This is a genomic window from Natronosalvus halobius, from assembly GCF_024138145.1.
Lineage (GTDB): Archaea > Halobacteriota > Halobacteria > Halobacteriales > Natrialbaceae > Natronosalvus > Natronosalvus halobius.
This window is the reverse complement of sequence record NZ_CP099997.1, coordinates 2,513,995-2,539,336: the sequence shown is the minus strand read 5'-3', so window position 1 is coordinate 2,539,336 and position 25,342 is coordinate 2,513,995. Positions and strand designations below refer to the sequence as shown.

The 25,342-nt window shown below is 64.1% G+C and carries 24 protein-coding genes and 1 pseudogene; 8 read left to right on the top strand and 17 right to left on the bottom strand.

Annotated features, from left to right (window positions below):
- The first annotated feature begins 50 nt into the window (after positions 1-50).
- Positions 51-2,096: a CARDB domain-containing protein gene (locus tag NGM15_RS12405; RefSeq protein WP_253431406.1), complete on the top strand. Its 2,046-nt coding sequence runs from the start codon at positions 51-53 to the stop codon at positions 2,094-2,096.
- An 18-nt stretch (positions 2,097-2,114) separates the two neighbouring features.
- On the opposite strand, the gene NGM15_RS12400 is transcribed toward NGM15_RS12405, so the two are convergent.
- Complete coding sequence (locus NGM15_RS12400; RefSeq protein WP_253431403.1) at positions 2,115-2,450, bottom strand: DUF7521 family protein; 336 nt, start codon at positions 2,448-2,450, stop codon at positions 2,115-2,117.
- A 1-nt stretch (position 2,451) separates the two neighbouring features.
- The gene (locus NGM15_RS12395; RefSeq protein ID WP_253431401.1) at positions 2,452-2,820 is read right to left on the bottom strand and encodes a winged helix-turn-helix domain-containing protein; all 369 of its coding nucleotides are present in this window, start codon (positions 2,818-2,820) and stop codon (positions 2,452-2,454) included.
- A 105-nt stretch (positions 2,821-2,925) separates the two neighbouring features.
- Here NGM15_RS12395 and NGM15_RS12390 point away from each other — a divergent pair, with 105 nt between their 5' ends.
- Positions 2,926-3,309 carry a hypothetical protein gene (locus NGM15_RS12390; RefSeq protein ID WP_253431398.1) on the top strand — a complete coding sequence of 128 codons (384 nt, stop codon included), beginning with the start codon at positions 2,926-2,928 and terminating at the stop codon, positions 3,307-3,309.
- A 24-nt stretch (positions 3,310-3,333) separates the two neighbouring features.
- On the opposite strand, the gene NGM15_RS12385 is transcribed toward NGM15_RS12390, so the two are convergent.
- The 3 genes from NGM15_RS12385 to NGM15_RS12375 all read right to left on the bottom strand — a co-directional run bounded on the left by NGM15_RS12385 (position 3,334) and on the right by NGM15_RS12375 (position 5,974).
- Entirely contained in the window at positions 3,334-4,323 is a 990-nt protein-coding gene (locus tag NGM15_RS12385; protein ID WP_253431395.1) for a YeiH family protein, read from the bottom strand.
- Positions 4,317-4,457 (bottom strand): hypothetical protein, encoded by a 141-nt coding sequence (locus NGM15_RS12380; protein ID WP_253431393.1) that lies wholly within the window; start codon positions 4,455-4,457, stop codon positions 4,317-4,319. The genes NGM15_RS12385 and NGM15_RS12380 overlap by 7 nt, the downstream gene beginning before the upstream one ends.
- A 242-nt stretch (positions 4,458-4,699) precedes the next feature.
- Positions 4,700-5,974, bottom strand: a complete 1,275-nt coding sequence (locus NGM15_RS12375; RefSeq protein WP_253438063.1) for an RNA-guided endonuclease InsQ/TnpB family protein — start codon at positions 5,972-5,974, stop codon at positions 4,700-4,702.
- Between the two features lie 235 nt (positions 5,975-6,209).
- Here NGM15_RS12375 and NGM15_RS12370 point away from each other — a divergent pair, with 235 nt between their 5' ends.
- Positions 6,210-8,183 (top strand): aconitate hydratase, encoded by a 1,974-nt coding sequence (locus tag NGM15_RS12370; protein WP_253431392.1) that lies wholly within the window; start codon positions 6,210-6,212, stop codon positions 8,181-8,183.
- Between the two features lie 109 nt (positions 8,184-8,292).
- Here the strand turns inward: NGM15_RS12370 and NGM15_RS12365 are convergent, their stop codons facing one another.
- Together NGM15_RS12365 and NGM15_RS12360 are read right to left on the bottom strand one after the other, a co-directional pair.
- Entirely contained in the window at positions 8,293-8,724 is a 432-nt protein-coding gene (locus tag NGM15_RS12365; protein WP_253431389.1) for a hypothetical protein, read from the bottom strand.
- Positions 8,725-9,825: 1,101 nt separating this feature from the next.
- Positions 9,826-10,386 carry a flavodoxin domain-containing protein gene (locus tag NGM15_RS12360; protein ID WP_253431386.1) on the bottom strand — a complete coding sequence of 187 codons (561 nt, stop codon included), beginning with the start codon at positions 10,384-10,386 and terminating at the stop codon, positions 9,826-9,828.
- A 362-nt stretch (positions 10,387-10,748) separates the two neighbouring features.
- On the opposite strand from NGM15_RS12360, the gene NGM15_RS12355 reads away from it, so the two are divergent.
- The 4 genes from NGM15_RS12355 to NGM15_RS12340 are packed head-to-tail and all read left to right on the top strand — an operon-like array spanning position 10,749 to position 15,705.
- A complete protein-coding gene (locus tag NGM15_RS12355) occupies positions 10,749-11,858 on the top strand; it encodes a BMP family lipoprotein (RefSeq protein ID WP_425494446.1) in 1,110 nt (369 codons plus the stop codon).
- 54 nt (positions 11,859-11,912) lie between these two features.
- A complete protein-coding gene (locus NGM15_RS12350) occupies positions 11,913-13,487 on the top strand; it encodes an ABC transporter ATP-binding protein (protein ID WP_253431380.1) in 1,575 nt (524 codons plus the stop codon).
- Complete coding sequence (locus NGM15_RS12345) at positions 13,484-14,617, top strand: ABC transporter permease (protein ID WP_253431377.1); 1,134 nt, start codon at positions 13,484-13,486, stop codon at positions 14,615-14,617. Before NGM15_RS12350 ends, NGM15_RS12345 begins: the two co-directional genes overlap by 4 nt.
- A complete protein-coding gene (locus NGM15_RS12340) occupies positions 14,614-15,705 on the top strand; it encodes an ABC transporter permease (protein WP_253431375.1) in 1,092 nt (363 codons plus the stop codon). Before NGM15_RS12345 ends, NGM15_RS12340 begins: the two co-directional genes overlap by 4 nt.
- Before the next feature lie 34 nt (positions 15,706-15,739).
- Here the strand turns inward: NGM15_RS12340 and NGM15_RS12335 are convergent, their stop codons facing one another.
- The 9 genes and pseudogenes from NGM15_RS12335 to NGM15_RS12300 form a co-directional block, all read right to left on the bottom strand.
- Complete coding sequence (locus NGM15_RS12335; RefSeq protein WP_253431372.1) at positions 15,740-17,017, bottom strand: MBL fold metallo-hydrolase; 1,278 nt, start codon at positions 17,015-17,017, stop codon at positions 15,740-15,742.
- 575 nt (positions 17,018-17,592) lie between these two features.
- On the bottom strand, positions 17,593-18,639 hold the full coding sequence (locus NGM15_RS12330; RefSeq protein WP_253431370.1) for an outer membrane protein assembly factor BamB family protein: 1,047 nt from the start codon (positions 18,637-18,639) through the stop codon (positions 17,593-17,595).
- Positions 18,640-18,713: 74 nt separating this feature from the next.
- Positions 18,714-18,851, bottom strand: a pseudogene (locus NGM15_RS18920) (RNA-guided endonuclease TnpB family protein); the annotation flags it as partial.
- Between the two features lie 99 nt (positions 18,852-18,950).
- On the bottom strand, positions 18,951-19,424 hold the full coding sequence (locus NGM15_RS12325; protein WP_253431369.1) for a hypothetical protein: 474 nt from the start codon (positions 19,422-19,424) through the stop codon (positions 18,951-18,953).
- A 315-nt stretch (positions 19,425-19,739) separates the two neighbouring features.
- Entirely contained in the window at positions 19,740-20,723 is a 984-nt protein-coding gene (locus NGM15_RS12320; RefSeq protein WP_253431367.1) for a polyprenyl synthetase family protein, read from the bottom strand.
- A gap of 1 nt (position 20,724) precedes the next feature.
- The gene (locus tag NGM15_RS12315; protein ID WP_253431365.1) at positions 20,725-22,197 is read right to left on the bottom strand and encodes an MATE family efflux transporter; all 1,473 of its coding nucleotides are present in this window, start codon (positions 22,195-22,197) and stop codon (positions 20,725-20,727) included.
- Positions 22,194-22,856 (bottom strand): TetR/AcrR family transcriptional regulator, encoded by a 663-nt coding sequence (locus tag NGM15_RS12310; RefSeq protein WP_253431363.1) that lies wholly within the window; start codon positions 22,854-22,856, stop codon positions 22,194-22,196. Before NGM15_RS12310 ends, NGM15_RS12315 begins: the two co-directional genes overlap by 4 nt.
- 151 nt (positions 22,857-23,007) lie before the next feature.
- Complete coding sequence (locus NGM15_RS12305) at positions 23,008-23,451, bottom strand: DUF7112 family protein (RefSeq protein ID WP_253431361.1); 444 nt, start codon at positions 23,449-23,451, stop codon at positions 23,008-23,010.
- Positions 23,452-23,466: 15 nt separating this feature from the next.
- The gene (locus NGM15_RS12300) at positions 23,467-23,877 is read right to left on the bottom strand and encodes a 30S ribosomal protein S6e (protein ID WP_253431359.1); all 411 of its coding nucleotides are present in this window, start codon (positions 23,875-23,877) and stop codon (positions 23,467-23,469) included.
- A gap of 126 nt (positions 23,878-24,003) precedes the next feature.
- On the opposite strand from NGM15_RS12300, the gene NGM15_RS12295 reads away from it, so the two are divergent.
- On the top strand, positions 24,004-24,333 hold the full coding sequence (locus tag NGM15_RS12295) for a DUF7130 family rubredoxin-like protein (protein ID WP_253431356.1): 330 nt from the start codon (positions 24,004-24,006) through the stop codon (positions 24,331-24,333).
- A gap of 6 nt (positions 24,334-24,339) precedes the next feature.
- Here NGM15_RS12295 and NGM15_RS12290 read toward each other — a convergent pair whose 3' ends face one another.
- Positions 24,340-25,335, bottom strand: a complete 996-nt coding sequence (locus tag NGM15_RS12290) for a ribonucleotide-diphosphate reductase subunit beta (protein WP_253431353.1) — start codon at positions 25,333-25,335, stop codon at positions 24,340-24,342.
- Positions 25,336-25,342 lie beyond the last annotated feature (7 nt).

The following is a 25,342-nucleotide window of genomic DNA, read 5'->3' as shown; positions in this document are numbered from 1 at the left end:
AACGTCAGGAAGCCAGAACAGTCTTGCTCGCGCGGCAGAGAAGGAGACGTGTGACACGCCGGTTCGTCGCTGCCCTCCTGATGGTAATCGTCCTCGGAAGCGTTCCCGCGAGCGTCGGTGCGGGTGCATTCGTCGCCAGCCCTGCGCCCGCTTCGCCGTCTCCATCGCTCGAAACCCATGGCGCGAACGTGAACGCCAGTTCGAGTGTGAGTGCCGAGCCCGACCTGATTCGCGAATCCGTCGTCCTCCAGCAGCGACCCGACCGTCCCGGCGAGTTCGAGGCGGTCGTCACCTACGACGTGCCGGAGCCGGTGACCCGGCTCACGGTGACGCCCGGATCCGAGGCGACCGTCCTGGAGGCGAACAACTTCGAGGAGACCGACGACGGCGCCTACCGGTGGGCCGAGAGCGACCACGAGGGCCGCTCGCCACAACTCACGCTCAGGCTCCCGGCGAACCGGACGGACGTCGGTCGCCACGGCCACGACGGGAGCGGCTACACGTTCGTCGAAACCGGCGAGTGGGGCATCGTCGCGACGCCGCAACTCCAGTTGGCCTGGCGAGAACGCTCGTCGGTCGACGTCCACCGCGAGGTCGCCGTCGCCGGTGAGGGAGTCGCCGGGAAACACGTCGCGTTCTTCGGGGCCAACGAGGTCCACGAGACGACCGCCGGAAGCGAGACCATCCGCCTCGTCGTGCCCGAGGCCGCAGACCTCGAGGAATCGCCCGGCGACGTGCTCGAGGCGCTCGCTCACGCCAGCGAGGAGCTTCGCGTCGGCAACCGCCACAACGAGGTAATGATCGTGGCCGCGCCCACGGGGTCGGTCGAGTGGGGCGCCAACGGCATCCAGTACGGCGAGCGCGACGCCTGGGTGCGCGACGACGCCCGTCTCGACGTGGCGGGCAGCGTCTGGCTCCACGAGTACGTCCACACCCGCCAGCGGTTCGCCCGCTCGAATCTGGACCGGGCCAGCGGCTGGCTTGTCGAGGCCCAGGCGGAGTACTACGCTAGCCTGCTCACCTACGAACGCGGCGACCTCGACTACCTGACGTTCCGACGCTCGCTCGGCGAGGGCCGGGACTCGCCATACGCCGAGGGCGTCCTCACGGACCCCGGCACCTGGCAGGACCCGCTCACCGACTACGTCAAGGGACCGCTCGTCTACGGCGCCATCGACCGCCAGTTGCGCCTCGAGAGCGACGGCGAGTCGACCATGGAGGACGTCCTCCGGGCACAGAACCAGCGCGAGACGGCCACGTTCGAGGACTGGCTCGCGGACCTCGAGGACCGCGGCGGGAGCGACGTTCGCGAGTTCGCCGAGACCTACGCGCGGACGGCGGCGGCCCCCAACACCTGGAACCGGTTCGAGCACGCCGACGCGTTCGACCAGCCGACGCCGGTGATGACGTACGGACTCGCCGACGGCGAGGGAGTCGAAATCGAGGGCCTCCGCGAGACGACTACCGACGGCGTTCCCCGGACGCTCGTCGTGGGCGAGACGGTCACGTTCCCGGTCGCGGTCGACAATCGCGGCGATCGGGAGGGGCCCTACCGGGCGACCGTCCTGGTCGACGACACCATTGCGGCCGAAGCGACCGGTCGCCTCGAGTCCGGCGAGGCGACCGTCGAACGCCTGTCCTGGACGCCCGAGTCGGCCGGTCGATACGCGCTCCACGTCGGTGACGACCCGTTCGTCGTGGACGTCGTCGACCCCGCCGACCTCACGGTGACGGCCCTCGAGGCCAGCCCCGACCGGGTCGAACGCGGGGAGGAGATCACGGTGACGGCGACGGTCGAGAACGAGCAGTCTCGGGTCGGGCGGACGACCGTCGAGATCCGCACCGTCGACGGCGTGGCCGCCGAGGAGACCGTCACCCTCGGACCGGGCGAGTCGACGACCGTCGAGACGACGTTGTCGTTCGAGGATCGCGGGCGCCACGAGATTGGGGCCGGCGACCAGCGGGTGACGGTAACCGTCGAGTCCGGGATCGAGTCTCGGGTTTCGGAGGGGGCTGAGTCCGTACCGGGATTCGGCGTCGGGGCGGCGATCGTCGCCGTCGCTCTGGGGGTCGTTCTTGGGCGGCGGTTTCAGTAGGCGGCCTCGAGTTCAACCTTACCCTCTTCCTCCGGTCGGCATCCAGAGAGCGTAGAGGATTGCCAGCAGACCCGTCACCTGGCTCGACTGTGAGGCGACGACGACGGCGGATTGGGGGATTCCCGGAATCGCGGCGTACAGGACGAAGAGACTGAACGGCACGGCGAGCACGAGGACGAACCCGAGCGCGAGAAACAGCATCGGTCGACTGTCGTTGCGTCGGTAGCCGCGGTAGGCCTGGTAGGCGATGAACACGCCGATGAGCACGCTCACGATCTGCGTCACCTGCTGGAACGCGATCACCCAGTCCGGCGGCATCGCCGGATCCCACAACTGGAGCGGCTGGAACGCCATCTCACATCCCCTCGATCAGCCGCGTGAATCGGTCCGCGGGGTCCTCGCGGCGGTCGACCCGCAACTCGAGGTGTCCGTCGCGCAGTTCGACCGTGAGTCGTTCGAAGTTCGTCGAATACATGGTTCGGTGGTGGCCGCGTTCGGGGTCCGGTTTCGTCCGCTCGACGAGCAGGTCGCACTCGCGAAGGTCCTCGAGCCGACGGTAGATCGTGGGTTCGGAGACTCCACACCGCTCGCTCAGGGTTCTCGCCGACAGTGGTTCCTGGCTCGTCTCGGTGAGGATGGTCCGCGTTGTCGGATCCTCGAGCACGGTCGCGAGTCGCTCGACGTCCGCGTCATCCTCGGCGTCGGCGTCCGCATCCTCACTCACGATGGCATCATTTCGAGCCTACACTCGTATAGAACTTCCCACGACTACAGAGTCTGAAGCCGTGCTCGAGCCGTTATACTGGTCCTTACCGTCTCGAAAAACGCCATGGTCACGACTACCCCTGGCCGACCGGACGGCTCGAACCTCGAACGCGCGCGACCGCTCTCACTCGGTGGTCTCGTGATCGTCCTCGCGAGCGTCGCGTTGAGCGCCGTCTCGTACGGGCACCTCGCGGACACCGTCCGAATTCGGTGGACGATCGGCACCTACTACGGTCCCGAATATGCGCCGACGCTGGGCGTCCTGGTCGCGTTTCCCGTGGCACTGATCGGGTTGTACGTCGGCGCCCGGTGGCTCCGAACCTGGCTGGTGCGCCGAGGAGCGGTCGACGAGTTCGACGAGTTCCGGCTCGTCTACGACGCCTGCGTACTGGCGACCCTCGGCGTGATCGTCGCGTGCCAGTTCGTCCTCGTAGTCCTGAACCTCTAGTTCCGCTCGAGCCACCGACGCGGCTCACAACACCGCGAGTGCAACCGCGAGCGACACCACGCTCGCGATCATCACCGCGGCGATCACGACGAGCGCGGGAGTGATGCCAGCTCGCCTGAGGTCCGCCACCCGGATCTCCGTCCCGAGGCCGACGAACGCGAGCAGGAACAGCCAGTCGACCGCATTCGCGAGCGACTCCTGCTGGGCCGGCGAGAAGACGCCCGCGCTCGAGAGCGCGACGAGCGCGAGAAACCCCAGCACGAACTTTGGGACGTTCGACCACAGCAGACCCAGGGACGTCGATTCGCCGGAGTTCCGGCGAGCGTAGTAGCTCGCGTAGCCGACCGCGACGACGCCGATGAGGGCGTTGCGAGCGAGTTTCGTCATCGTCGCCCACTGCCCGGCGGTCTCCGAGTGGGCGAACCCGACGGCGACCACCGGACCAGTCGAGAGCATGCTGACGCCGGCCCAGACGCCGAAGACCTGTCCGGAGAGTTCGAGCACGGAGCCGACGATCGGGTAGACGACGAGCGTGATCGCGTCGACCAGTAATACGACGCCCGCCGCGTAGGCGATCTGGGTCTCCCGGGCGCGGATTCCGCCGCCGACGGCGACGACGGCGGAGACGCCACAGATTCCGGCACCCGCCGCGAGCAACGACCCGAAGCGTTCCGGGAGTCCGCCGACGGTTCGAGCGATCGCCTCGACGGTGAGGACGGTCAGCGTCACCGTCGCGGCCAGCAACAAGAGGACCGTCGCCCCCGTCTCGAGGATCGACTCGAGGGTCACCGACGCGCCGAGCAACACGATTCCCGCGGCGAGCCAGATCTTGTGGGTCGCCAGTCCTGGACGGAGCCGATCGGGAACGCCGACTCCGTTCGCCAGCACGACCCCGAGGGCAATCGCCAGGAGCAACTCGTTCGGCCCTGCGAGCGTCGAGAGGCCGCGAGCGAGTACCGCTCCGAGACAGAGCACGACCAGGCCGGGCAGCGTTCTGGCGACGGCCGCTACCATGCGACATCTACGCCGAAACCGCCGACGAGGGCGACGATCACCAGGCCGACGACCACGCCCTGCCAGTCGGTATCGAGTTCGGTCCAGCGATCGACCGCGCCTTCGAGTACGCTGCCAACTCGATCGCCGTTCATGTTGGTAGCTGATCTATCTGGGGCTGTATAGCTACTGATTCTCGTCGTAGACTGCGGCAATTCTTGCCTTCCACGCTCGACGACGTCGGAGACGCATCTGGAAGAATATGCACACGAACTCGAGTGCCAGTTTCTCGTTACTGTCTCGAACGCATACCTGTGAGCGCAATTATTGCAGATTGACATCCTCCCGCGCCTGAAGACGCAGGAATCCCACGGCACCGCACCGCTGAGTTGGGATATTAGGGTTCGCGGTTAGCAACCTGTTCTCGTGGGGCGAAGCGGCCCTCACTACAGTCGAACAGGTGAACCGCTGGCTGTGCCAACCAGCCGTTATCCCTATCTCCCCCATCGTAGGCAAGACTCGGGAGTACCTTTTGCCGAATATTCTCCGCACCGTTCACGTCCGCGTTCGCAACCGTATCACACTCCTCACACACGTACAACCCGCGTTCGACGCGCTGAGTATCGTCTGTGTGGCCGCACGCCGAACACGACTTCGACGTATCGCGTTCGGACACCAACTCCACGTCGATACCTTCGGCTTCCGCCTTGTACTCAAGGAGCGTTGTGAACCGGTCGAACGCCCATCCGTGCAAGTCGAGATTGCCGTGGTCGCCCCAGTTGCGGACCTCACCGCTTTTGTCGTCCTCTCGGATACCACCGAGGTCGCCAACGACAAGCGTCCCGACACTCCGTTCGACACACTCCTCCACGATTGCTTTCGAGAGGGTATGCAAGAAGTGCGTCCGACGACCAGTCCGCTTCCGATCAAGACGAGTGGCCTCTCGGGATGAGGAATCGTCGCACTTGGCTTTCTTCTTCGTGAAGTAGTATTCGTCCTCTTTGAGTGCGCCACCGGGGTACAACACCGACTCGCCGCCGAACGAGACAACGGCGAAGTTGCATATCCCGAGGTCAACACCGGCCACTTCGTCGCCCGGCGGTTCCGGGTTGATGGTGGTTCGGCAGACGAATTGGAGTCGCCACTCGTCGCGCTTGTAGACGGCGCGAACCTGTTGAATGTCCCACTCGGTCAGGTCAACATCAGGACGCGTCTGGTACTCGCACAAGATGAAGTCTGACCGGTGTTCTTTGAGGTTACGGCCTTTTGAGAGGCGGACACGGGTGAACTGTGCGTCGTGCTTGAAGCCAGCCGCTTTGAACGACACGGTTGAACGTGGGTGGGAGTCTCCGTTTTTACGGAAGCCGGGCGGTCGGGCACGGTCGTCGCCGTTACGACGCTTGCCGAGCCAGCCGTTGAACGCTTCAGCGAGTTCTTCGAGAACGCGCTGACTGGATTGAGAATGCAAGTCCGTGTAGCGTTCGTGCCTTTTGAGTTCGGCTTTGAGTTCCCCGTCATCGGGGATCTCGCCCGTTTCATCCCACCGTTCTTGTGCGTAGTAGCGACCGACGTTCCAGAGCTTTGAGGCGGCCCATCCAAGCTGGTCGAGGTCGTCACGGACCTGTCGCTGGTTCGTAATCGTCGCCTCGAACGTTCGGACGGTTCGACTCATTTCTGGCTTCATAAGTGGTTATGAACGCCTTTTTGTTAATAGTATCGGTTGACGTGGAATATCCGGCCTTGCTATCGACGGTGGACTGTGTAGGAGTTGTCGGATTCATCCTGACCCTGAAGGGTCAGGTATTCTCCTCAATTCTGTATAAACCGTTTTACAACCATGTTCTGGACGCTCACCCACCCGGAAACACGCTGGATTTATCAGGCAGGATAGCCCAGTTTGGGATGCTATGGGACAGACGCTCACCGAGAAAATTCTCGACGACCACCTCGTCGAGGGCGATCTCGAGACCGGCGAGGAGATCGGGATCGAGATCGACCAGGTGCTGACACAGGACACGACCGGCACGATGGTCTGGCTCCAGTTCGAGGCGATGGGACTGGACGAGGTCCAGACCGAACTGGCCGCCCAGTACTGTGACCACCAGACCTACCAGTTCGATTTCAAGAACACCGACGACCACCGATTCCTGCGTTCTGCAGCCGGCACCTACGGGGCCCACTTCTCTCGCCCCGGCAACGGCATCTGCCACAACGTCCACCGCGAGAACTTCGCTGCCCCCGGCAAGACCCTGCTCGGCTCGGACAGTCACACCCCGACGCCGGGTGGGCTGGGCGAACTCGCCATCGGCGCCGGCGGGATCGACATCACCGTCGCGATGGGCGGCGCCCCCTACTACATCGAGATGCCCGAGGTCGTCAACGTCCGCCTCGAGGGCGAACTCCCCGAGTGGGCCACCGCGAAAGACGTCATCCTGGAGATGCTCCGCCGACTCACCGTCAAGGGCGGCGTCGGCAAGATCCTGGAGTACACCGGCCCCGGTGCCGAGAGCCTCAGTGCCCCCGAGCGGATGACGATTACCAACATGGGGACGGAACTCGGTGCGACGAGTTCGATCTTCGCGACCGATGAGCAGACCAAAGACTACCTCGAGCGCGTCGGTCGCGGCGAGGAGTACGTCGAACTCCAGCCCGACGACGACGCCGAGTACGACGACGAGATCGTCCTCGACCTCTCGGATCTCGAGCCGCTGATCGCCGAACCGTCGATGCCCGACAAGGTCGTGCCCGTCAGCGAGGTCGCGGGAACGGACGTCGATCAGGTCATCGTCGGCTCCTGTACCAACGGCGCCTTCGAGGACATCCTCCCCGCAGCGAAGATGCTCGAGGGCCGCGAGGTGAACAAGACAACCGAGATGATCGTCGCCCCCGGCTCGAAGCAGGCTTCGGAACTGCTGGCCCGCCAGGGCTGGGTCGCCGAGATGATGGCCGCCGGCGTCAACTTCTCGGAGGCGACCTGTGGTGCGTGTATCGGCATCGGCCACGTGCCCGCTTCCGACTCCGTGAGCCTGCGGACGTTCAACCGCAACTTCGAGGGTCGTTCGGGCATCGAAGACGACAACGTCTACCTCTGTTCCCCGGAGGTCGCCGCCGCCGCGGCACTCAAAGGCGAAATCGTCGACCCGCGCGACCTGGCCGAGGAACTCGGCGACCTCGAGGACCCCGGCTTCGAACTCGCCGAGACCTACGACGCCTCGAAAGCCGACCTCATCAGCCCCGACGAGGCCGTCGACGACGAACTCATCAAGGGGCCCAACATCGGCGACGTCCCCCTCAAGGACCCCCTCGAGGCCGACCTCGAGGGCCCGGCGCTGCTGAAGATGGCGGACAACATCACGACCGACCACATCATCCCCGCGACCCAGGACATCCTGATGTACCGGTCGAACGTCCCCAAACTCTCCGAATTTACGCTCAGCCGCGTTGACGACACCTTCGCCCAGCGTGCACTCGAGTCCGACGGCGGCTTCCTGGTCGCCGGCGAGAACTACGGCCAGGGCTCTTCGCGCGAGCACGCGGCCCTGTGCCCGATGTACCTGGGGGTCGACGGCGTGCTGGCCCAGAGTTTCGCCCGGATCCACCGCGCGAACCTCTTCAACTTCGGCCTGCTCCCGCTGACCATCGACGAGGAGACCTACGACGCCATCGACCAGGGCGACGACATCGAGATCGTCGACGACGTCGAGGAAGCCGTCTCGAGCGGCGCCGAGGAGTTCACCGTTCGCGTCAACGGCGAGGAGGAGTTCACCGCCACGCTGAACGCCTCCGAGCGCGAGCGCGACATCCTCGCTGCCGGCGGCAAACTCGCCTGGACGAAGGCCCAGGCCGAGGGCGGCTCCGGGGCGGCACCCGCCGACGACTGAGTTCGCGTCTGCCGTCGCTATCGCCGACAGCTTCTCTCTTTCAGCACCCGATTAGCCCCGCCGCAGTCCGTTCGCTCGCGTTCCGGTTTTCCCACTTCTCAACCTCGAGTTAGCCCGATTCCCATCCCTCGGCTCGCTCGCGCCACCGTCGCTGCTGTTCGCGCTCGGTGACGTGTCCCTGGCCGTCGGCGAGTTCGTCCCGGACGGTCGCCTCGAAGTCGGTGAGCTCTCGCAGGAACCCGTCGGAGAACTCCTCGATCAACTCGTAGGTCCACCGGTCGCCCACCGAACCGGCGGGCAGGTACTCGTTCCTGAGATCGTTCGCCCAGGTCTCGTGGCCCGCCTCCTGGAGGCGGTCCTCGGCGTCGGCGATCTGATCCATCGCGTGGCCGACCTCGTGGTGACACTCGAGCAGGGCGCCGTAGCCCCGGTGGAGGTGTTCGACCGCGAGCTGGAGGTCGTGGAGGGCGTCCTTCTCGGTGTCGCTCAACTCGAGGTCGGTCGCCTTCGCGTCGTCCGCGTTCTTGTCGTCGGGATCCATACGCGCTCGACATCGGACGGCCGGAAAAATGTTTTCGGGGCACCAGAGCGTCGTCACTGGGTTGGCTGTTGGACTCCCCTCGTCGCTGCTACTTATCGCGGTCGCTGGCCAGGGCGTTGTGGTTGGTCGGCGACTTCTTGGGTTTGTAGTAGCGCTGCCAGCGGTCTCCGCCCTGAATTGGCTAACCGGTGTCGTCCTCAGGTTTGGCGGCCCGGTGCAGCCCACCCCTGTCATTTGCGCCGCTGGGTTCGCAATCGCTGTCGGCATCGGTACAGTTGCCGCTATAATCGTGGTTGACGTCTCAGCCGGACCTCAGCGCTTGCGAGGTTGGACTTATCGCGCTTCAATTCACTCATAATTGGGCAATACGTCCGGAAGAGTCGTTACGGACCCTGACTCGAAGCCAATTATGAAGATCGTCGAGGGGGAGCGTACATAGGAAAGTGCTCCTTCAAGAACGTGGCCCCAACCCCAATTTCCGAATATGGGGCCTCTCGGGCAGTTTGGGGCGCATCTACCTTTCTCGAGGCGGGTACACAGAGTAGGCGGTGAGCGCAGCCGTCTCGTGGCCGGCACTCGCTGCGTAGAGCCAAGCCTCGAGCAGCCATACAGGCATGACCGCCAACGAGATTCCCTATAGTACGCGTTTTCTCTCTCAAAGGCCGTCTCGGCCTTCCTGGCTATTACAGTGCTGGTTCTACTCTCAAAACCGATAGCAGAGAACCGATTATGAACTTTCAGACAGCCTGCTGAGAGCCCACCCGTTCGATTCGAGCAGGTGAACGTGATCTCCGCAGAGAAGGCTCGACACCGCCGAACCCAATTTCGAGATCCCAATTCGAGTCACTCTTCGTCTCGCTTCACTTTCGAGTGGCTACCAACTTGAAAACCGCAAGACTGAAACCGATTATGAATATTTGAGCGGGCGATCTCCGCCACGTTTTCGAACCACTCCCTACTCATCTTCTCCCCGCTAGTGACGACTATCAGTGACTGACCGCTATCTCGAGTTCCCACCGACCGCTCAAACACGTCTTCCTAGTTCCGCCTCCAACTTACGTCTTCACCGTTCTTCCGGATACTCAGTCCGGTTATGAATAGTTACGAGGCGTTCGAACTATGATCGTCTACAAGCGTCGCGAACTCGCCGGCAAACGCCTCGATGTCGTCCCAGTCTGTGTACTCGTGATCTCGGCTGGTGTCGGTCGCCAGTCCCTCCTTGCCGGCAATGCGGCGCACGACGAAGCGCGTGAGCAGTCCGTACTCGCGGTATTTCAGCGCACCGGCGACGATGTGGGTCCGCGTCGGCGACCACCCGGTCTCCTGGAGGACATCCTGAACGTACTCGTTCGTAGTCCGGTCAGCGTCCTCGCTGTCGGTCGCTGCTGTCAGGCTAACCGAGACGAACGCCGAGGGGATGCGTTCGAGCGCGTCGAGGTTTTCGCGGACGAACGACACGGCGTCTGGTTGGTGGTCGCCCATGTGGACCGAGGCGGCGACGACGACTCCGTCGTAGCGCGCGATGTCGATCTCCGGCGGCGGGTGTTTCGTGCTGATCACGAGCGGGTCGTGGCCGGCGTCGGCGAGTACGTCACCGATCCGGTCGGCGATGGCGGCCGTCTGGCCCTCGGTCGAGCCGTACGCGACGAGGACGCGCCCCATCAGTGCTCACCGTGTTGCTCGCCGGAACTTGAGGATCGGCGTGCGTGTCTCGGTGAATGAGGGGGTCGTTTACGCGTGGTCATCTGAAAAGCCACCACACCGATCCCTATCAAGCACTAGTGGAACTCACGTGACGAACGGCCGGTCCCCTGATGGTACTGATGTCCAGTCCGTTTTTGTCGGCCCGCCCTCAACTGCACCTGACGACCAACCATTTAAATATATATTACACTATTTCGATGAACCAGGATATAAATTACAAAATACAATCTGGATTCTGCCCCATACGGCGCTTTTAACGGCAATAGTGACCTGTTGGGTCTAAATGATTTTATAGTAGGAGTCCCATATCTGGTAGTGATATGTTTTCCAGGACTGGTGGACGTGATGGGTCTGGAGAGTCGCGCGATACAACCGTACCGGTCGATCGGCGTTCCGTTCTTCGATCGGGGGCGGTCGTCGGTGGGATGGCCCTCGCCGGGTGTATCGGCGGGGATATGGGAGGCGACGCCGAGTATCAGATGACCATTATCTCGAGCCCAGCGGGCTTCGACGACCAGGCGTTCAACGACAACGCGCTCGAAGGACTGGAAGAGGCAGCCGACGAGTGGGACATCGACGTCAATACGATCGAAGAGACCAACCAGGGCGAGTACGGCCAGCGCCAGGCTGACGCCGCCGAATCCGAGCCGGATCTGATCGTCCTGGTCGCCGACCAGCACACTGAGCCGCTCCAGGAGAACGCCCAGGAGTACCCGGACGTGAACTGGATGCTCATCAACAACGTCGTCGAGGCGGAGAACGTCTCGGGGTGGATCGAGATGAACAACGAAATGTCGTTCCTCGCCGGTGTCGGCGCCGGAACGCTGACCCAGGAGGAGGTCGAACACGAGGGGAGTTCGACCAATCCCGACGAGAGCGTCGTCGGCTTCGTCGGTGGCGAGGAAATCCCGCTGATCGAGGCGTTTCAGGTTTCGTACGAACAGGGCGTCCACTGGGTCGACGACAGTATCGAGGTGCTCACCGGTTACGGCGGCAGCTTCAACGACCCCTCGGGGGTCAACGACCAGGCCGTCTCGCAGATCGAGAGCGGGGCCGACATCGTCTGGCACGCGGCCTCGGCCGCCGGCGAAGGGGCGTTCCAGGCCGCCGAAGACAACGGCCGATTCGCGCTCGGCGTCGACAGCGACCAGTCGGTCGCGTTCGACAGCTATCAGGACGTGATCCTTGGCTCGGCCATCAAAGCCCTCAACGAGGCCACCTACGAGGTCGCCGGAGCCGTCGTCAACGACGAGTGGGAGAGCGTCCAGGGCGAACAGAACCTCTCGACCGAAGGTGGACAGATCGACTGGGTGACTGGGCAGGCGTTCGAGGATAGCATGCCCGACTCCCTCGACCAGAATATCGAGGACGCAAAGCAGGCCATCATCGACGGCGAGATCGACTTCGAGTGCGGACCGACTGGATGCTAGTCGACGAGACGACCGTGCAGTCAGGTTTTCCGTTCTCACATCTTTGACTACTTCATGACTTCGCACAACTCACCACCGGCCGTCCGACTCGAGGGGATCACGAAACGGTTCGGCGACGTCGTCGCCAACGAGCGCGTCGATTTCACGCTCGAGGCCGGCTCGATCCACGCTCTCCTCGGCGAAAACGGCTCGGGGAAGACGACGCTCATGAGCGTGCTCTACGGACTCTACGATCAGGACGAGGGGACGATCGCCATCGACGGCGAGGAACGGACGATCGACACGCCTCGCGACGCGATGGACGCGGGGATCGGCATGATCCACCAGCACTTCCAGCTCGTCGAGCCGATGACCGTCCTCCAGAACGTCATCCTCGGCCACGAACCCGTCGAGAACGGATTCGTCGACGAGGAGGCCGCACGAGGGTCGATCGAGGCGATCAGCGACCGTTACGGGTTCGAGGTCGCCGACCACCTCGACACCCCGATCCAGGACCTCGACCTCGGGACGAGACAGCGCGTCGAAATCGTCAAGAGCCTCTACCGGGGAGCGGACGTCCTCATCCTCGACGAGCCGACGGCCGTCCTCACGCCACAGGAGGTCGACGGGCTGATGGCCGTCATGGAAGACCTCAGAGCGGACGGTCGCTCGCTCATCTTCATCTCGCACAAGCTCGACGAAGTCATGGCGATCGCCGACGACATCACCGTTCTCCGCGACGGGAAGGCGGTCGGCACCGTCCCCGCCTCGGACACCTCCGAGCAGGAGCTGGCCCAGATGATGGTCGGTCGCGAGGTGCTGTTCGATCGTCAGCCTCGCGAAACCGAACCGGGATCACCGCTCCTCGAGGTCGAGGGGATACGGGTCACGGGCGACCGCGGCCTCGAGAAGGTCTCCGGGGTCGACCTCCAGGTTCGGGAGGGCGAGATCCTCGGCATTGCCGGCGTGCAGGGAAACGGCCAGACCGAACTCGTCGAGGCCCTCACCGGTCTCCGGACGCCCGATTCGGGAGCGATCCGATTCGACGGCGACGACATCACCACGCTGTCGCGACGCGACCGCATCGAGGCGGGCATCGCCTACATTCCCGAGGACCGCCACGCCGAGGGGCTGGTGATGGACTACGATCTGGTCCGGAACGGACTGCTCGGCAACCAGACCATCGAGCCGTTCGCGAAAAACGGGTTCATCGACTGGGCGCACGTCCGTGATCACACCGAGGAGATCATCGCGGAGTTCGACGTCCAACCGCCCGACGCCGACACCAGGGCGGCGTCGCTATCTGGCGGGAACCAGCAGAAGTTCATCGTCGGCCGAGAGGTCGGACATAATCCATCGCTGTTGATCGCCTCGCACCCGACTCGCGGCGTCGACATCGGGTCGATCGAGTTCATTCACAATCGGTTGATCGAACTCAGGGATGACGGATTGGCAATCGTTCTCGTCTCGTCGAAGCTCGAGGAGATCCAGAAGCTCTCGGACCGAACCGCGGTCATGTACGAGGGGTCGTTCATCGACACCGTCGATCCAGCCGCGGTCACCGAGGAGGAACTCGGTCTCCTGATGGCGGGCCAGCGCCTCGTCGACCAGAACGAGCTGTCGGAGCCCGACAGCGAGGTCCAGCCATGAGCTCGGCCGACCAGAGCGGTCCCCGTTCGATGGCGGATCGCGTCGCCGGTCGACTCCTCCAGGCGACGGTCCTGGAACGCCTCGGAATCGCCCTTGCGTCGGTCACGACGGCGATTCTCATCGGCCTGGTGATCGTGGCTGCCGCCGGATACAATCCGATACTATTCCTGAACAACCTGATCGTCGGCGCGCTCGGCAGCGAGCGCATCCTGGCGCGGACGTTGCGGCTCTCGACGTTCTTCATTCTGACGGGCGTCGCCGTGGCGATCGCGTTCAGAGCCGGCGTGTTCAACATCGGCGTGCAGGGACAGTTCGTCGTCGGCGGCCTGTTTTGCACCGTGTCGATCCTCTGGACGGCCCCGTTCTTGCCGACCGGGACCGTCGGTGGAATCGGGTTGATGCTCATTGGGACGGTCGCCGCCGCCGTCGGTGGCGGCCTCTATGGAGCGCTTCCCGGTGTGTTGAAGGCGTACGCCGACGCGAACGAGATCATCACGACGATCATGTTGAACTTCATCGCGATCGGTGTCGTCAGCTGGCTGCTCACGAACCCGCTCCGGGCGGAGGGATCGACGAACGTCCAAACCGAACGGCTCCCGGATTACGTCGGCCTCCCGCCGATCGTCTTCGGCGATTCGGGGTTCTCGGTGATCGGTCTCGTCCTGACGCTCGCACTCGTCGCGGTCGTCGCTATCGCGATGACGCGGACGGGGATCGGGTACGACATGGTGACCAGCGGCTACCAGGCCGGGGCGGCGGTGTACTCTGGCGTCGATGCGAAACGGACGATCGTCGCGACGATGACGTTCTCCGGGGCCGTCGCCGGGCTCGCCAGCGCGGTCTACGTCATCATGTTCCAGGGGCGGTTCATCGAACCGGCCAGCATCCACACCTACGGCTACGACGCAATCGCCGTCAGCCTGCTCGCCGCGAACAATCCGCTCGGCGTCCTGCCGGCTGGGCTGTTGTTCGGCGGGCTCAACTCGTCGAGTTCGTACATCCAGACCTACAGCGACGTGCCCGTCCAGTTGATCGACGGCATCGTCGGCATCGTCATCGTCTTCGTGGCCGCACCGGAGCTGTTCCGAATGGCTGCCAAACGAGCCGGTCTCGGTGGTGACGACCGATGAGCGGCCTCGACAGCCTCGAGTACGCTCGTCACCGCGGCGTCCGACTCGTCGGCCTCGTGCTCGTCATGCTGGCAGCCCTCGGGGTCGTCGGGGCCGTCGTCTTCGACGTTCCGCTCGCCGAGGTGCTGTCCGACGGCCTCGAGACCCTCGCCAGCATCGTGACGCCGGGCTACGTCGCCCGGTCGATGGAGATGGCCGCCCCCATCACGCTCGCGGCGATTGGCGGGCTGTACGCGGAGAAAAGCGGCGTGTTCAACATCGGCCTCGAGGGGTTCATGATCTTCGGCGCCTTCTTCGCCGCCGCCGCGACGTACTTCGTCGGCGCCGGCGGGGCCGTCCACGCCTGGGTCGGGATCGTTATTTCGGTCCTGCTCACGATGGGGCTGGCCGTGCTCTTCGCCGTATTGTTGATCCGGTACAAGGCGGATCAGATCGTGGCCGGGCTGGGGGTCTGGTTCATCGGCCTCGGGCTCGTGCCGTTCACGGCGGCCGTCATCTGGGGGAGCAGAAACAGTCCGCGCCTCCCCGGAGTCGGGCGGTTGACGGTTCCGGGACTCAGCGAGATTCCCTTCCTCGGTCGGGTCGTCTTCGACCAGTCGCCGCTGGTCTGGCTCACCGTTCTCGTCGCGGTCGGGGCGTGGGTCTTCCTCTACCGCACGCAGTACGGCTACTGGATTCAGGCAGCCGGCGAGAATCCGGAGGCGCTCGACACCGCCGGTATCGACGTCAATCGAGTCCGCTACGCGACGGTGATCTTCTCCGGTGGGCTGGCCGGCCTCGGCGGTGCGGTGCTTCTCGCACATAGTTCGTCGTTCATCGGGACCGGGCAGACGATGGTCGATGGTCGCGGCTGGCTCGGCATCGTCGCCTACCTGTTCGGCAACTACAACCCGCTCGGAGCGGCGGCGGCCGCCCTCCTCTTCGGCGGCGTCGACATGTTGCAAGGCCAGTTCCAGACGCTCAACATCGAGGCCTCCTCGAAGCTGCTGGGGCTGCTTCCGTACGTCGTCGTCATCGTGGTCCTCACGGGCTGGGGGAAGACGCAGGTTCCCTCCTCCGTCGGCGAACCCTACGAGTCCGAGGAGTGATCTCTGGAGGTCGACCGAGCAGTTCACACTCTTTCTACTCGAGGACTACGCGCTCGCCCAGATCGGGGGCGGACGCGTCGAAGCCGTCGGCCCGGAGTTCCTCGGCGAACCAGCCACAGCGGTCCCCGTGGTTCACGAGCACCCGTGAATCGCGGTAGGACTCGAGGAACGACTCGAGCCCCGCCCGGTCGGCGTGGGCCGAGAAGTCGTACTGCTCGACTTGGGCGCTGACGGGCATCACCCGGCCGTCGATTTCGGCGCTGCCGGTCTCGAGGAGGTCCCGGCCGGGGGTCCCCTCGACCTGGTAGCCCGTCATGGCGATCTTGTTCGCCGGGTGGCCCCGGATCGCGGGGACGTAGGTCATCGCGGGGCCGCCGTGGAGCATCCCGCTGGTCGTTATAATCGCCGCGTTCTGATCCGCGATGCGTTTGCGCTGGCCGTCCTGTCCGGTAACGAATCGCGAGTGAGATTTCGCCTGCTGGAGTGCGTCTGCATCGCGGACGAACCCAGGATGATGCATCAGCATTTCCGCGATTCGCTTCCCCATTCCATCGACGTAACAGGGGATGTCGTACGCGTCACATACCAGCATCATCTCTTGGGTCCGTCCGATAGCGAACGCGGGAACCACGACGGTCCCGCCCTCCCAGAGTGTTCGCTCGACGCTTTCGGCGAACCGCTCTTCGACTTCACCCCGAACGTCGTGTTCGACGTCCGAATACGTGCTCTCACAGATCACTGCGTCCGCGTCGGGGCGGGCAGTCGACGCGGACACGAGCTGCTGATCGTCCGTGTGGAAATCGCCGGTGTAGAGCAGTCGGGTCTCGCGATCGTCGACATCGGACGCCGTCCGATTGCTCGAGGGGCTTCGCCCCTCGCTGATGAGCACATGAGCGCTCCCTGGAATGTGGCCGGCGTCGAAGAAAGTCACCTCGTGACCCGCGACCTCGAACGGCTCCCGGTAGCCATGTGTCTTCGAGACCTGCGTCACGCGCTGGACGTCCGTCTCGGTGAACGGACACTGCATCGTCCCGCCGTGCAGTTTCAGCGTGTCCCGTGCGAGCGTCAACGCGAGATCACGCGTCGGTGGCGTCCAGTGAATCGGCGGTCGGGCGCCGCCACTGAGAAGCGAGGGGATCGCTCCCACGTGGTCGAGGTGGCCGTGGCTCACCACCACCGCCTCGGGGTCGACGTCGCCCGGGAACTGCGGCGGGTTCCCCGACTTCATCCCGTAGTCGAGCAGGAGCCGGTCGTTGACGAGGATTGCGCTCCGACCGACTTCTCCTGCACCGCCCAGGAACCGAATATCCATTAGCGACTGGTAGTCGTTCGTGCTGTTTGACAGCGTCGAATCATCCCGCCTCCAGGAGCCGAATGCTCGAGGAGATCATCGACGATGAACCCGACGATACAGCCCCCGAGATCGGCGAGTCGCGAGGTGATGGTATTGAGCAATACGACACCAGTCAGTGACGGTGCTGCCGTGCTCGGCGAGCGTTGAGCCCTCGCAGAACCAGCGTTCGGCGACTCTCGATGACTCTCCAATACCCAAATCCAGAGGTGGCTGACTCGGAATTGGGTATTCCTTCGTCAGCCGAAAATAACTGTCACACGTCGTGAGGGGGCCACCGAGAGAGCCCTGGACGGACGTTCTCCCAGGTCACCAACTCGAGTATCGGCGGCACGAGCGAGAGCCGTTGCTCGAGGACATTTACCGGATGGTTATCGTAGAATACGGCCGGTTTTCGGGTGTGACCGTTTCGTTACGGCGCGACCGGTAGCGGGCTGGCCTTCGAGATCACCTCGAGGTCGTGCATCGGTGCGTCGCGTTCGGTGCCATGAACCAGAGCGGAAGACGGCAGCCCGACCGAATGGTCGGATCGGGAGTCACGTTACGTCGAGTGCGTACACGTGGCCGTCGTTGCTCGCGATGTACGCGACGCCATCGACGATCGTGGGCGAGGCGTTCACGGCGTTTCCCGTTTCGAATCGCCAGTGGGCCTCACCCGTCTGCGGGTCGAGTGCGTACACGATGCCCCACGAATCACCGATGTAGAGGACGCCGTCCGCGATCGTCGGCGACGAACTCACGTGACCGTACGCGTCAACCTCCCACGTTGACTCTCCCGTCTCGAGATCGACCGCATAGATGTTCGTATCCCAACTGCCGAAGTACACAGTCCCGTCGTGGACCGTCGGTGAGGAGGCGACACCCTCGCCCACTTCTTTCGTCCACAGTGGATCCCCGTCTGCCCGGGAGACAGCGTACACGCGGCCACCCTGATCGGCATCGCCGTGGTCGGCAAAGAGGACCCGATCGCCAGCGATAGTCGGCGTGACTGAAACCCGGTGGTCGGTTGGGACCCGCCACCCGATCGTGCCATCGTCCCGGTGCAACTTGACGAGATCGCCGTCCCCACCGCCGATGTAGACTTCCTCGGAGTCGACTGTCGGTTTCGATAGAACAATACCGCCAATACGCCTCCGCCATATCGCCTCACCACGATCCGATTCGAGCGCGTACAGATACGAATCCCGACTCCCGATTAGTACCCGATCCGCTGTGACCGTCGGCGACGCATGCACTTCGTCTCCCGTTTCGACGGACCAGCGTTCGGTGCCGTCGAGTCCGAGTGCGTAGAGATGGTGGTCGAGACTTCCGATATACAGTGTTTCATCGTCGATCGCTGGCGAAGACTTCACTTCATCGCCCGTTTCGAACCGCCAGATCTCGCGACCGGTATCCGCAGCCAGCGAATAGACGTTGTGATCGTTGCTTCCAACGTAGACCCGACCCTCGCGGACAGCAGGCGTCGCCGAGACGCGTTGCTGGTCGATTGATTGAAACGACCACAGTTCCCGTTCCGGCTCGAGCCCTGGGACGTCCGTCTCGGTCTGCGTGCAGCCGGCAATGGCGATCGAACTGCCGGTCATAGTGGCCAGGAACTGTCTCCGGTTCACTGGCATTACTTCCCGTTTCTTTTCCATATAGCTGTCGTTCAGTTTAGTTCGAACAGTGGGTGAGCGACGCGTTTCTGAAGGCGGCGCGTCGCCGTGAAGTACGTCTCACGGAGTTGTCTGACCCGCTTGCCTTCGTCGTTCCAGAGGGCGGGTGTAGCCGGGGAGCCGCGCTCGTCACGGTGACACCTCTATCAACCAGTCTTCATACATGCGAAGTGATCTTTAGCGTAGTTCCTCCGAACCCTCATCCGGTTATTCTCGTAAACGGGGACCAGTGAACTGGATTACGGAGAGACGCCGTTCACGTTGACGAGATTGCCCTGGCCATCGAACCGGGCCCGCACCTCGTACCAGTTCCCCTCGTCGTCGGTAAGGTAGAGCACTGCCTGTCCGCGGTGTTGGATTTCGTGTTGAATACCGTCTCCGTCCGGGGCACTGACGCCGAACCAGAACGCGCTCCCACTCCCCGCTAGTCCATAGACGTCGGGCCCAGTGCGAGCGGGCTCGCGGTACTCTTCGAAGGTGTACTCTCCCGCGAATCGAACGACGTAGTAGGTGAACTCCTCCTCGAAGTTCGACGCTTCAGGGTCGGACGTTTTGGCTTCGACCGTCACGTCGTCCAGGAGTTCGGCGTCGCGTCGGCGGCGATTGTCGCGCCCCTGGCCCCCCTGGTCCTGCTGTGCGAGGACGCCTGACGTCCCCAAGATGCTTGCTCCCGCGATCCCGCCCGCTGCCTGTAGTAGCTGGCGTCGATTCATGGTGTTCTCCCCCGCTGATGGGGCGATTCAACTGCGACGGTGGATCGTATAAGGGTATTCACCGTTTCCAGTCCAATCCAGGTTTGTTCGTGACTGTCAGTTAGCCCGAGCGTCGTCAGTTTCGTGCCCTCGTCAGCATAATGGGATATTTCTGACATTTGGTCCGCAGTTTGATTTGCGATAAAAATTCTCTTCCACGCAACTGAATTTCAAGCCCTAGTAGATGCTGCAACTCAGTCGATCAACGTCTTCGCTGTACTGGGCACTCCCACTAGGTGAGGCTCAGTTCTTCCCAGAGACCGGCAACGGTCGCGGTCAGTCACGCCGGCCCTCAGTCGCTTCGAACCCATTTCCACGACCCAGTTCGGCCTCGAGCCAACGAAGCGGTCGCTCGAGCCGACCCAGCGCGGTCTCGTCGAGGTGATCGGCGAGGCGTTCGTGGGCGGTCATCGCCGCCTCGAGCCGTGGGACGAGCGCTGTCCGAAGACGGGGGTCGTCGGGGAGCGAACCAGTGATCACTTCGCCCTGGAGACCACGAATCATCGCCTGGCGGACCGTCTTTCGGTGGTCTCGAGCGAGGCGTTCGGGTGGGCTCGCGATTTCGTCGAGCGACCCGCCCGGGACGGCGTCCAGGAGGGTTCCGAGTTGGCGCCCGTACGCTCGAAGCGGGTCGGCCGCGTCGGATCGGTCACCGACGATGGCGCCCAGGACGCAGCCACAGCCGGCGAGGACGGCTAGTGGGCCTGTTTCGACAGTCGGTTCGGGTTCCGGTTCCGATGCCGATTCCGATTCTGATTTTAATTTTGATTCCGATTCCGTTTCCACCTCCTCGTCGCCCGCTCTCTCGCTACGACCGATCGCCGCAGGTAACTCGCTCGAGGCGGCAGTGAACGCACGAACGCTCGCGAGCGCTCGCTCGGCGTCGAGCGGGGCCGTCCCGACCGCGCCGTGGGCGCGAGCGAACAGGTAATCGCTCGCCAGTAGCGCCGTCTCGCGGTCGTCGGTTCTCTCCGATAGCGTCGCGCGTCGCAACCGGACGTACCCCTCGAGGGCGATCAGTGCGCTGGCCAGGGGCTCGAGCGCTGGCGCCTCGGCCGCGACGCTCGAGTCGGCGTCGACGGTCGTCGCGACGGTCCGACAGAGGGCGACCGGAAACGAGTCGTCCGGACGTGGACAGGCACGCAGTGAGAGCGTCCGGACGGGCGGGGTGAGCCCCGTCCCTCGCACGGGTTCGGCACCGTTGCCGTCATCGTCACCGTCGCCATTACCGTCGTCTACGAAGGGATTCGACCCGGTCATCTCAATCACCGGCGGGTGCCGACGCGACGTCCTCGGTCACGACGTTGTCGGTCCAGGTCCCGCGCAGGAACCAGACGGCGGTGACGATGGCCGATAGGACGTACGAGAGGGCGATGGCGTACCAGACGCCGTAGATGCCCAGCCCGAAGTGGAGGATGGCGATCGCCGAGATGGGGATGCGATACATCCAGAGTTCCTGAATCGAGAGGAACATCGCCGCGCGGGTGCTGCCACTGCCCCGGAGGCCACCCAGCAGCACCTGGAAGACGCCCATGAAGATGTAGGAGGGCCCCGCGATCAGGATGAACGCGGCGCCGTAGGTGACGACCTGCTCGCTCCCCTCGCCCTGGATGAAGACGGCGGTAATCGGTTCGGCCAGCGGGTAGGCGACCGCGACGACGGCGACGAAGATTCCGACGACGACGACGGAACTCAGCTTGACGGCCTTCCAGGCCCGGCCCACCTGCTCGGCGCCGAGGTTCTGCCCGACGACGGCTTCCGTGCCGCGGGCCAGCCCGAGCGCCGGCAAGAAGAGCAGCGAGGAGAGCCGGTTAGCGATCCCGTAGGCCGCGACCGCGTCGGTTCCGGCGATTGCCACCAGCGCGGTCAGCAGGGCGATCCCCGAGGAGCGAAAGCCCTGCTCGGTCGCGATGGGCCCACCGATCTCGAGGATCTTCTTCACCGTCGGCAGTTCGAGGCGCAGGTCCGCGAGGGTCGGCTCGAGCCCGACCCGTCCGCTGAAGAGCAGGTAGAGGCCGACGAGGGCGGCGACGCCGCGAGAGAAGACCGTCGCCACCGCGGCTCCCTCGACGCCGAAGCCGGTGAAACCGGTCTGTGCGTAGAGCGTCGACTCGAGACCAGTCGCGCCGATCCAGGCGAAGATCGGGTTGTCGACGAATCCCAGGATGAGGATGGGGTCCAGGACGACGTTCATCGTCACGCTGAGCGCCATCAGGTACATCGGCGTCCGGGTGTCGCCCCAGCCTCGCGAGAGGGCGTCGAAGATGAAGAACCAGAACATGAAACCGACGCTGACGAAGATGATCCGGGTGTAGTTGACCGCGTAGGTGTAAGCGGCGGTGCCCGGTTCGGCGCCCACCAGCTGGATCAGCCAGGGCGAGAGCGCGAAGCCGAGCGCGCCGAAGACGAAGGCGACGACGGTCACGAACGAGAGGGTCTGTCCAGCGACGTGGTGAGATTTCCGGAAGTCCTCCGCGCCCTTGTACTGAGAGACCAGGACGGTTCCCGCGGCGGTGAGGCCACCCCCGATGCTCACCATCAGGAAGACGATAGCCCAGGAATAGGAGAGTGCGGCGACGGCGTCGCTCCCGAGGTGACCGACCCAGAAGGTGTCTGCGAGGTTGTAGCCCACTTGCAGAAGTTGGGAGAAGACGATGGGGGCCGACAGCACGAGGAGGGGCTTGAACAGGTCGCCGTCCGTGACGTTGACCGATCGGTCGCGTTTTCGGCTCATTCGGGGTCGTCACCGGCCGCCGTGTCCGCGTCCGCGGCCTCGAGCGAGACGGCCCCTCGCTCGGGGAAGGATTCGCCCTCGACGAGCAGGTCCGCGACGACGACGTTGGCAACGCCTGACCGCACCTCTTCGAGATAGGCGTCCCGGTCCATCGTCAGCTGCCGGATGCGCGCGCCGTCGAGGGCGGCGATCAGCACCGTCGCCGTCTCCGCGGGGTCGTGGTCGCGAAAGACGCCGGCCTCGAGGCCGTCCTGGAGGATTCCCTCGAACGCTGCACGGAGCGCGTCGTCGCTGCGCCGGAGGTGTGCCTGGAACCGCTCGTTGTACGGCGCCTGGGCGCGTAATTCGAGCATCGCCGTGTGAAAGGATGCGCGCTCGTCGTCGTCGGGGTCGTAGAGGAACCAGTCGACGAGTGCGGCCAGACGGTCGACCGGGGATACCTCCTGGCTGGCCGCGAGGCGCTCGTCGAAGTGCTCGAGCAGGAAGTCGAAAAATGCCGAGACGATGTCGTCCTTGGAGTCGTAGTGATAGAACAGCAGGGACTTGCTCTTGTCCGTCTGGTCGGCGATGGCCTGTGTGGTGAGTTCCGTGTAGCCGTGTTTGCACAGAGCCTCGTAGGTCGCCGTCATAATTTCGTCGCGGGCGCTCTCGTCGGTCACTAACTAACCGGTTAGTCAGCGAGCTACAAGGGAGTTTCGGTTCGAAATGGTCTGGAATCGTCGAACTCGTTACTGCGGCCGCGTTCGTCCAGCCGTCGCGTTCTTCCAGCCGTCGCTACGCTCGATCCACCACCACGCTCACCCAACGGCGCTACTGGTCCTCGAGCCCCTTCGCGATGTCCTGGAGGCTCGTCGACGGCGGTTCGTGGGCGTCGTAGACAGCGCTCTCGCCAGGGGCGCGAACGCCGTAGAGGAAGTCGGGTTCGACGACGTCGAGCAGGACCGACCCGCCGCGGCGAGCGCCGTGGTCGTCGATCCAGTCGGGCAGGGCGTCGACGCCGTCGCGCGGATCTCGCGCCTGGTCCGGCGTCTCGTAGAGACCGGGGACGACCAGTTCGTCGCCGGTCAGGCCGCGATCGACCCGGCCAAATCGCTCGGTTCCGTCCAGGACGAATCGGACGACCTCGCCCGCCTCGTCGGGAAAATGTCCCATCTCGTCGCCGGGGATCTCGATGCGAACGCCGGTGGCGGTCTCCGCCAGCGTCGCTCGAACCGTCTCGACGCTCGGGTTGTCACTCGAAATTCGATCGGTCATAGAAGCGCGGAAGGATTACTCGTCGTCTCCGTCCTCGTCGGACTCGAGGCCCAGCAGGCTCTCGACGCTCTCGGAGCCGCGCTCGGTGATCGTCGCGTTGATCTGGGCGGTCTCGGCGGACATCTCGCGTCCACGAGCGGTGATTCGGCGCCGTTCGCCATCACGGCCGGGCTTGTAACCCGTCTGGCGCTCGTTCATCAGGACTTCCTGGAGCCGGGAGCCCGCGACCGTCTCGTTGTGGGGGCGGCCCGCGTTGTCCGAGCCACCGGTGATCTCGAGCGTGTAGCCGTCGAGGCCGACGGCGCTTCCGTCGACCTCCTGGCCGATCTCCTTGCCGATGAACCGGTTCGCGTCCTGACCCTCCGCCTCGAGCTGGTGGGCGAGCCCCGACTCGGGGTCGCCGACGACGACAGTGAAACTTGCCATGGGCGGGCAAAAACGGTCTGCGGTGAAAAATACGTCGATCGGCCGTTTCTCGGGATGGGGGGTTTCGTCGGCGGCCGGGCTGGTGGGCGTTGTAGTTTTATGCCCGTACTCGTGGGAGCTTCGCCCATGGGAGAAACACCGGCCAGAGAGGGCGACGAAGAAGCCGTCGAAGACGTCCACGAGGTCCAGTTCGGCCAGACCGTCTACGGCGAAGACGGAGAGGAACTCGGAACCGTCCGCGGATTCGACCTCGGCGGCTTCTTCGTCACGACCCGGGAGGGCGTCGAGGCGATGAGCGTCGAACACGCTCGCTCGGGCCACGAGTACGGCGAAGCCGAGTTGATGTGGCGCTGTACCGAATGTGGCGAGATGGGAGCGATCGACGAGGGCTTTCCCGACACCTGTCCGAACTGCGGCACCGAGAAGGAGAACCTCATGTACTGGACGGAAGACTGACTGCGGTTACTCCCACTCGAGGCTACCGCCACTGCGGTACTCGGTCACTTGCGTCTCGAAGAAGTTCTTCTCCTTGTTCAGATCGACCTGCTCGGAGAGCCACGGGAACGGGTTCTCGACCCCGTACTGGGCCGGCAAGCCGAGTTGCTCGAGACGGCGGTCGGCGACGTGTTCGACGTACGTGGCGAACTGATTGGGCCCCATACCCAGTATCTCGTCCGGGCAGGCCTCGTGAGCGTAGACGCGCTCTAACTCGACGGCCCGGGTGATCAGGTCGACCACCTCCTCGCCGAAGTCGTCGGTCCAGGCGCCGGGGTGTTCCCGGCGGAGTTGATTGATCAGGTCGACGCCGAAGCCGACGTGGAGCGATTCGTCACGCATGATGTACTCGAACTGCTGGCCGACGCCGACCAGTTTCTGCTGGCGTTTGAGCCCGAGCATCATGGCGAAGCCGGCGTAGAAGAATATGCCCTCCATGATGACGTAGAAGCCGACGAGGTCCCGGAAAAACTCCCGCAGGTCGTCGTCGGTGTCGATGGTGAACGTCGGGCGATCGATGGCTCGCGTCAGGTCGACGACGAAGGCGTCTTTCTCCTCGATCGCCGGAATCCGGTCGTACATCCCGTAGAGGTACTCCGGATCGAATCCCAGCGAGTCACAGCAGTAGATGAAGGTATCCGTGTGAATCGCCTCCTCGTAGGCCTGGCGCAGGAGGTACTGTCGACACTCGGGTGCGGTCACGTACTCGTACAGTGCGAGGACGATGTTGTTCGCCGTGAGCGACTCCGCCGTCGAGAAGAAGCCGAGGTTCCACTCGACGAGTTGTCGTTCGGCCGCGGAGAGTTCGTCACCGTTCCACTGGGTGACGTCGTCCTGCATCGGAATCTCGGCAGGAACCCAGTTGTTGTCGACACCGGCTTCGTAGTACTCTCGCGCCCAGTCGTACTCGATGGGGAGGATCTTGTTCGGGTCGTGTTCGCTGTCGGTGTTGATGAGAGACATTGGTGGT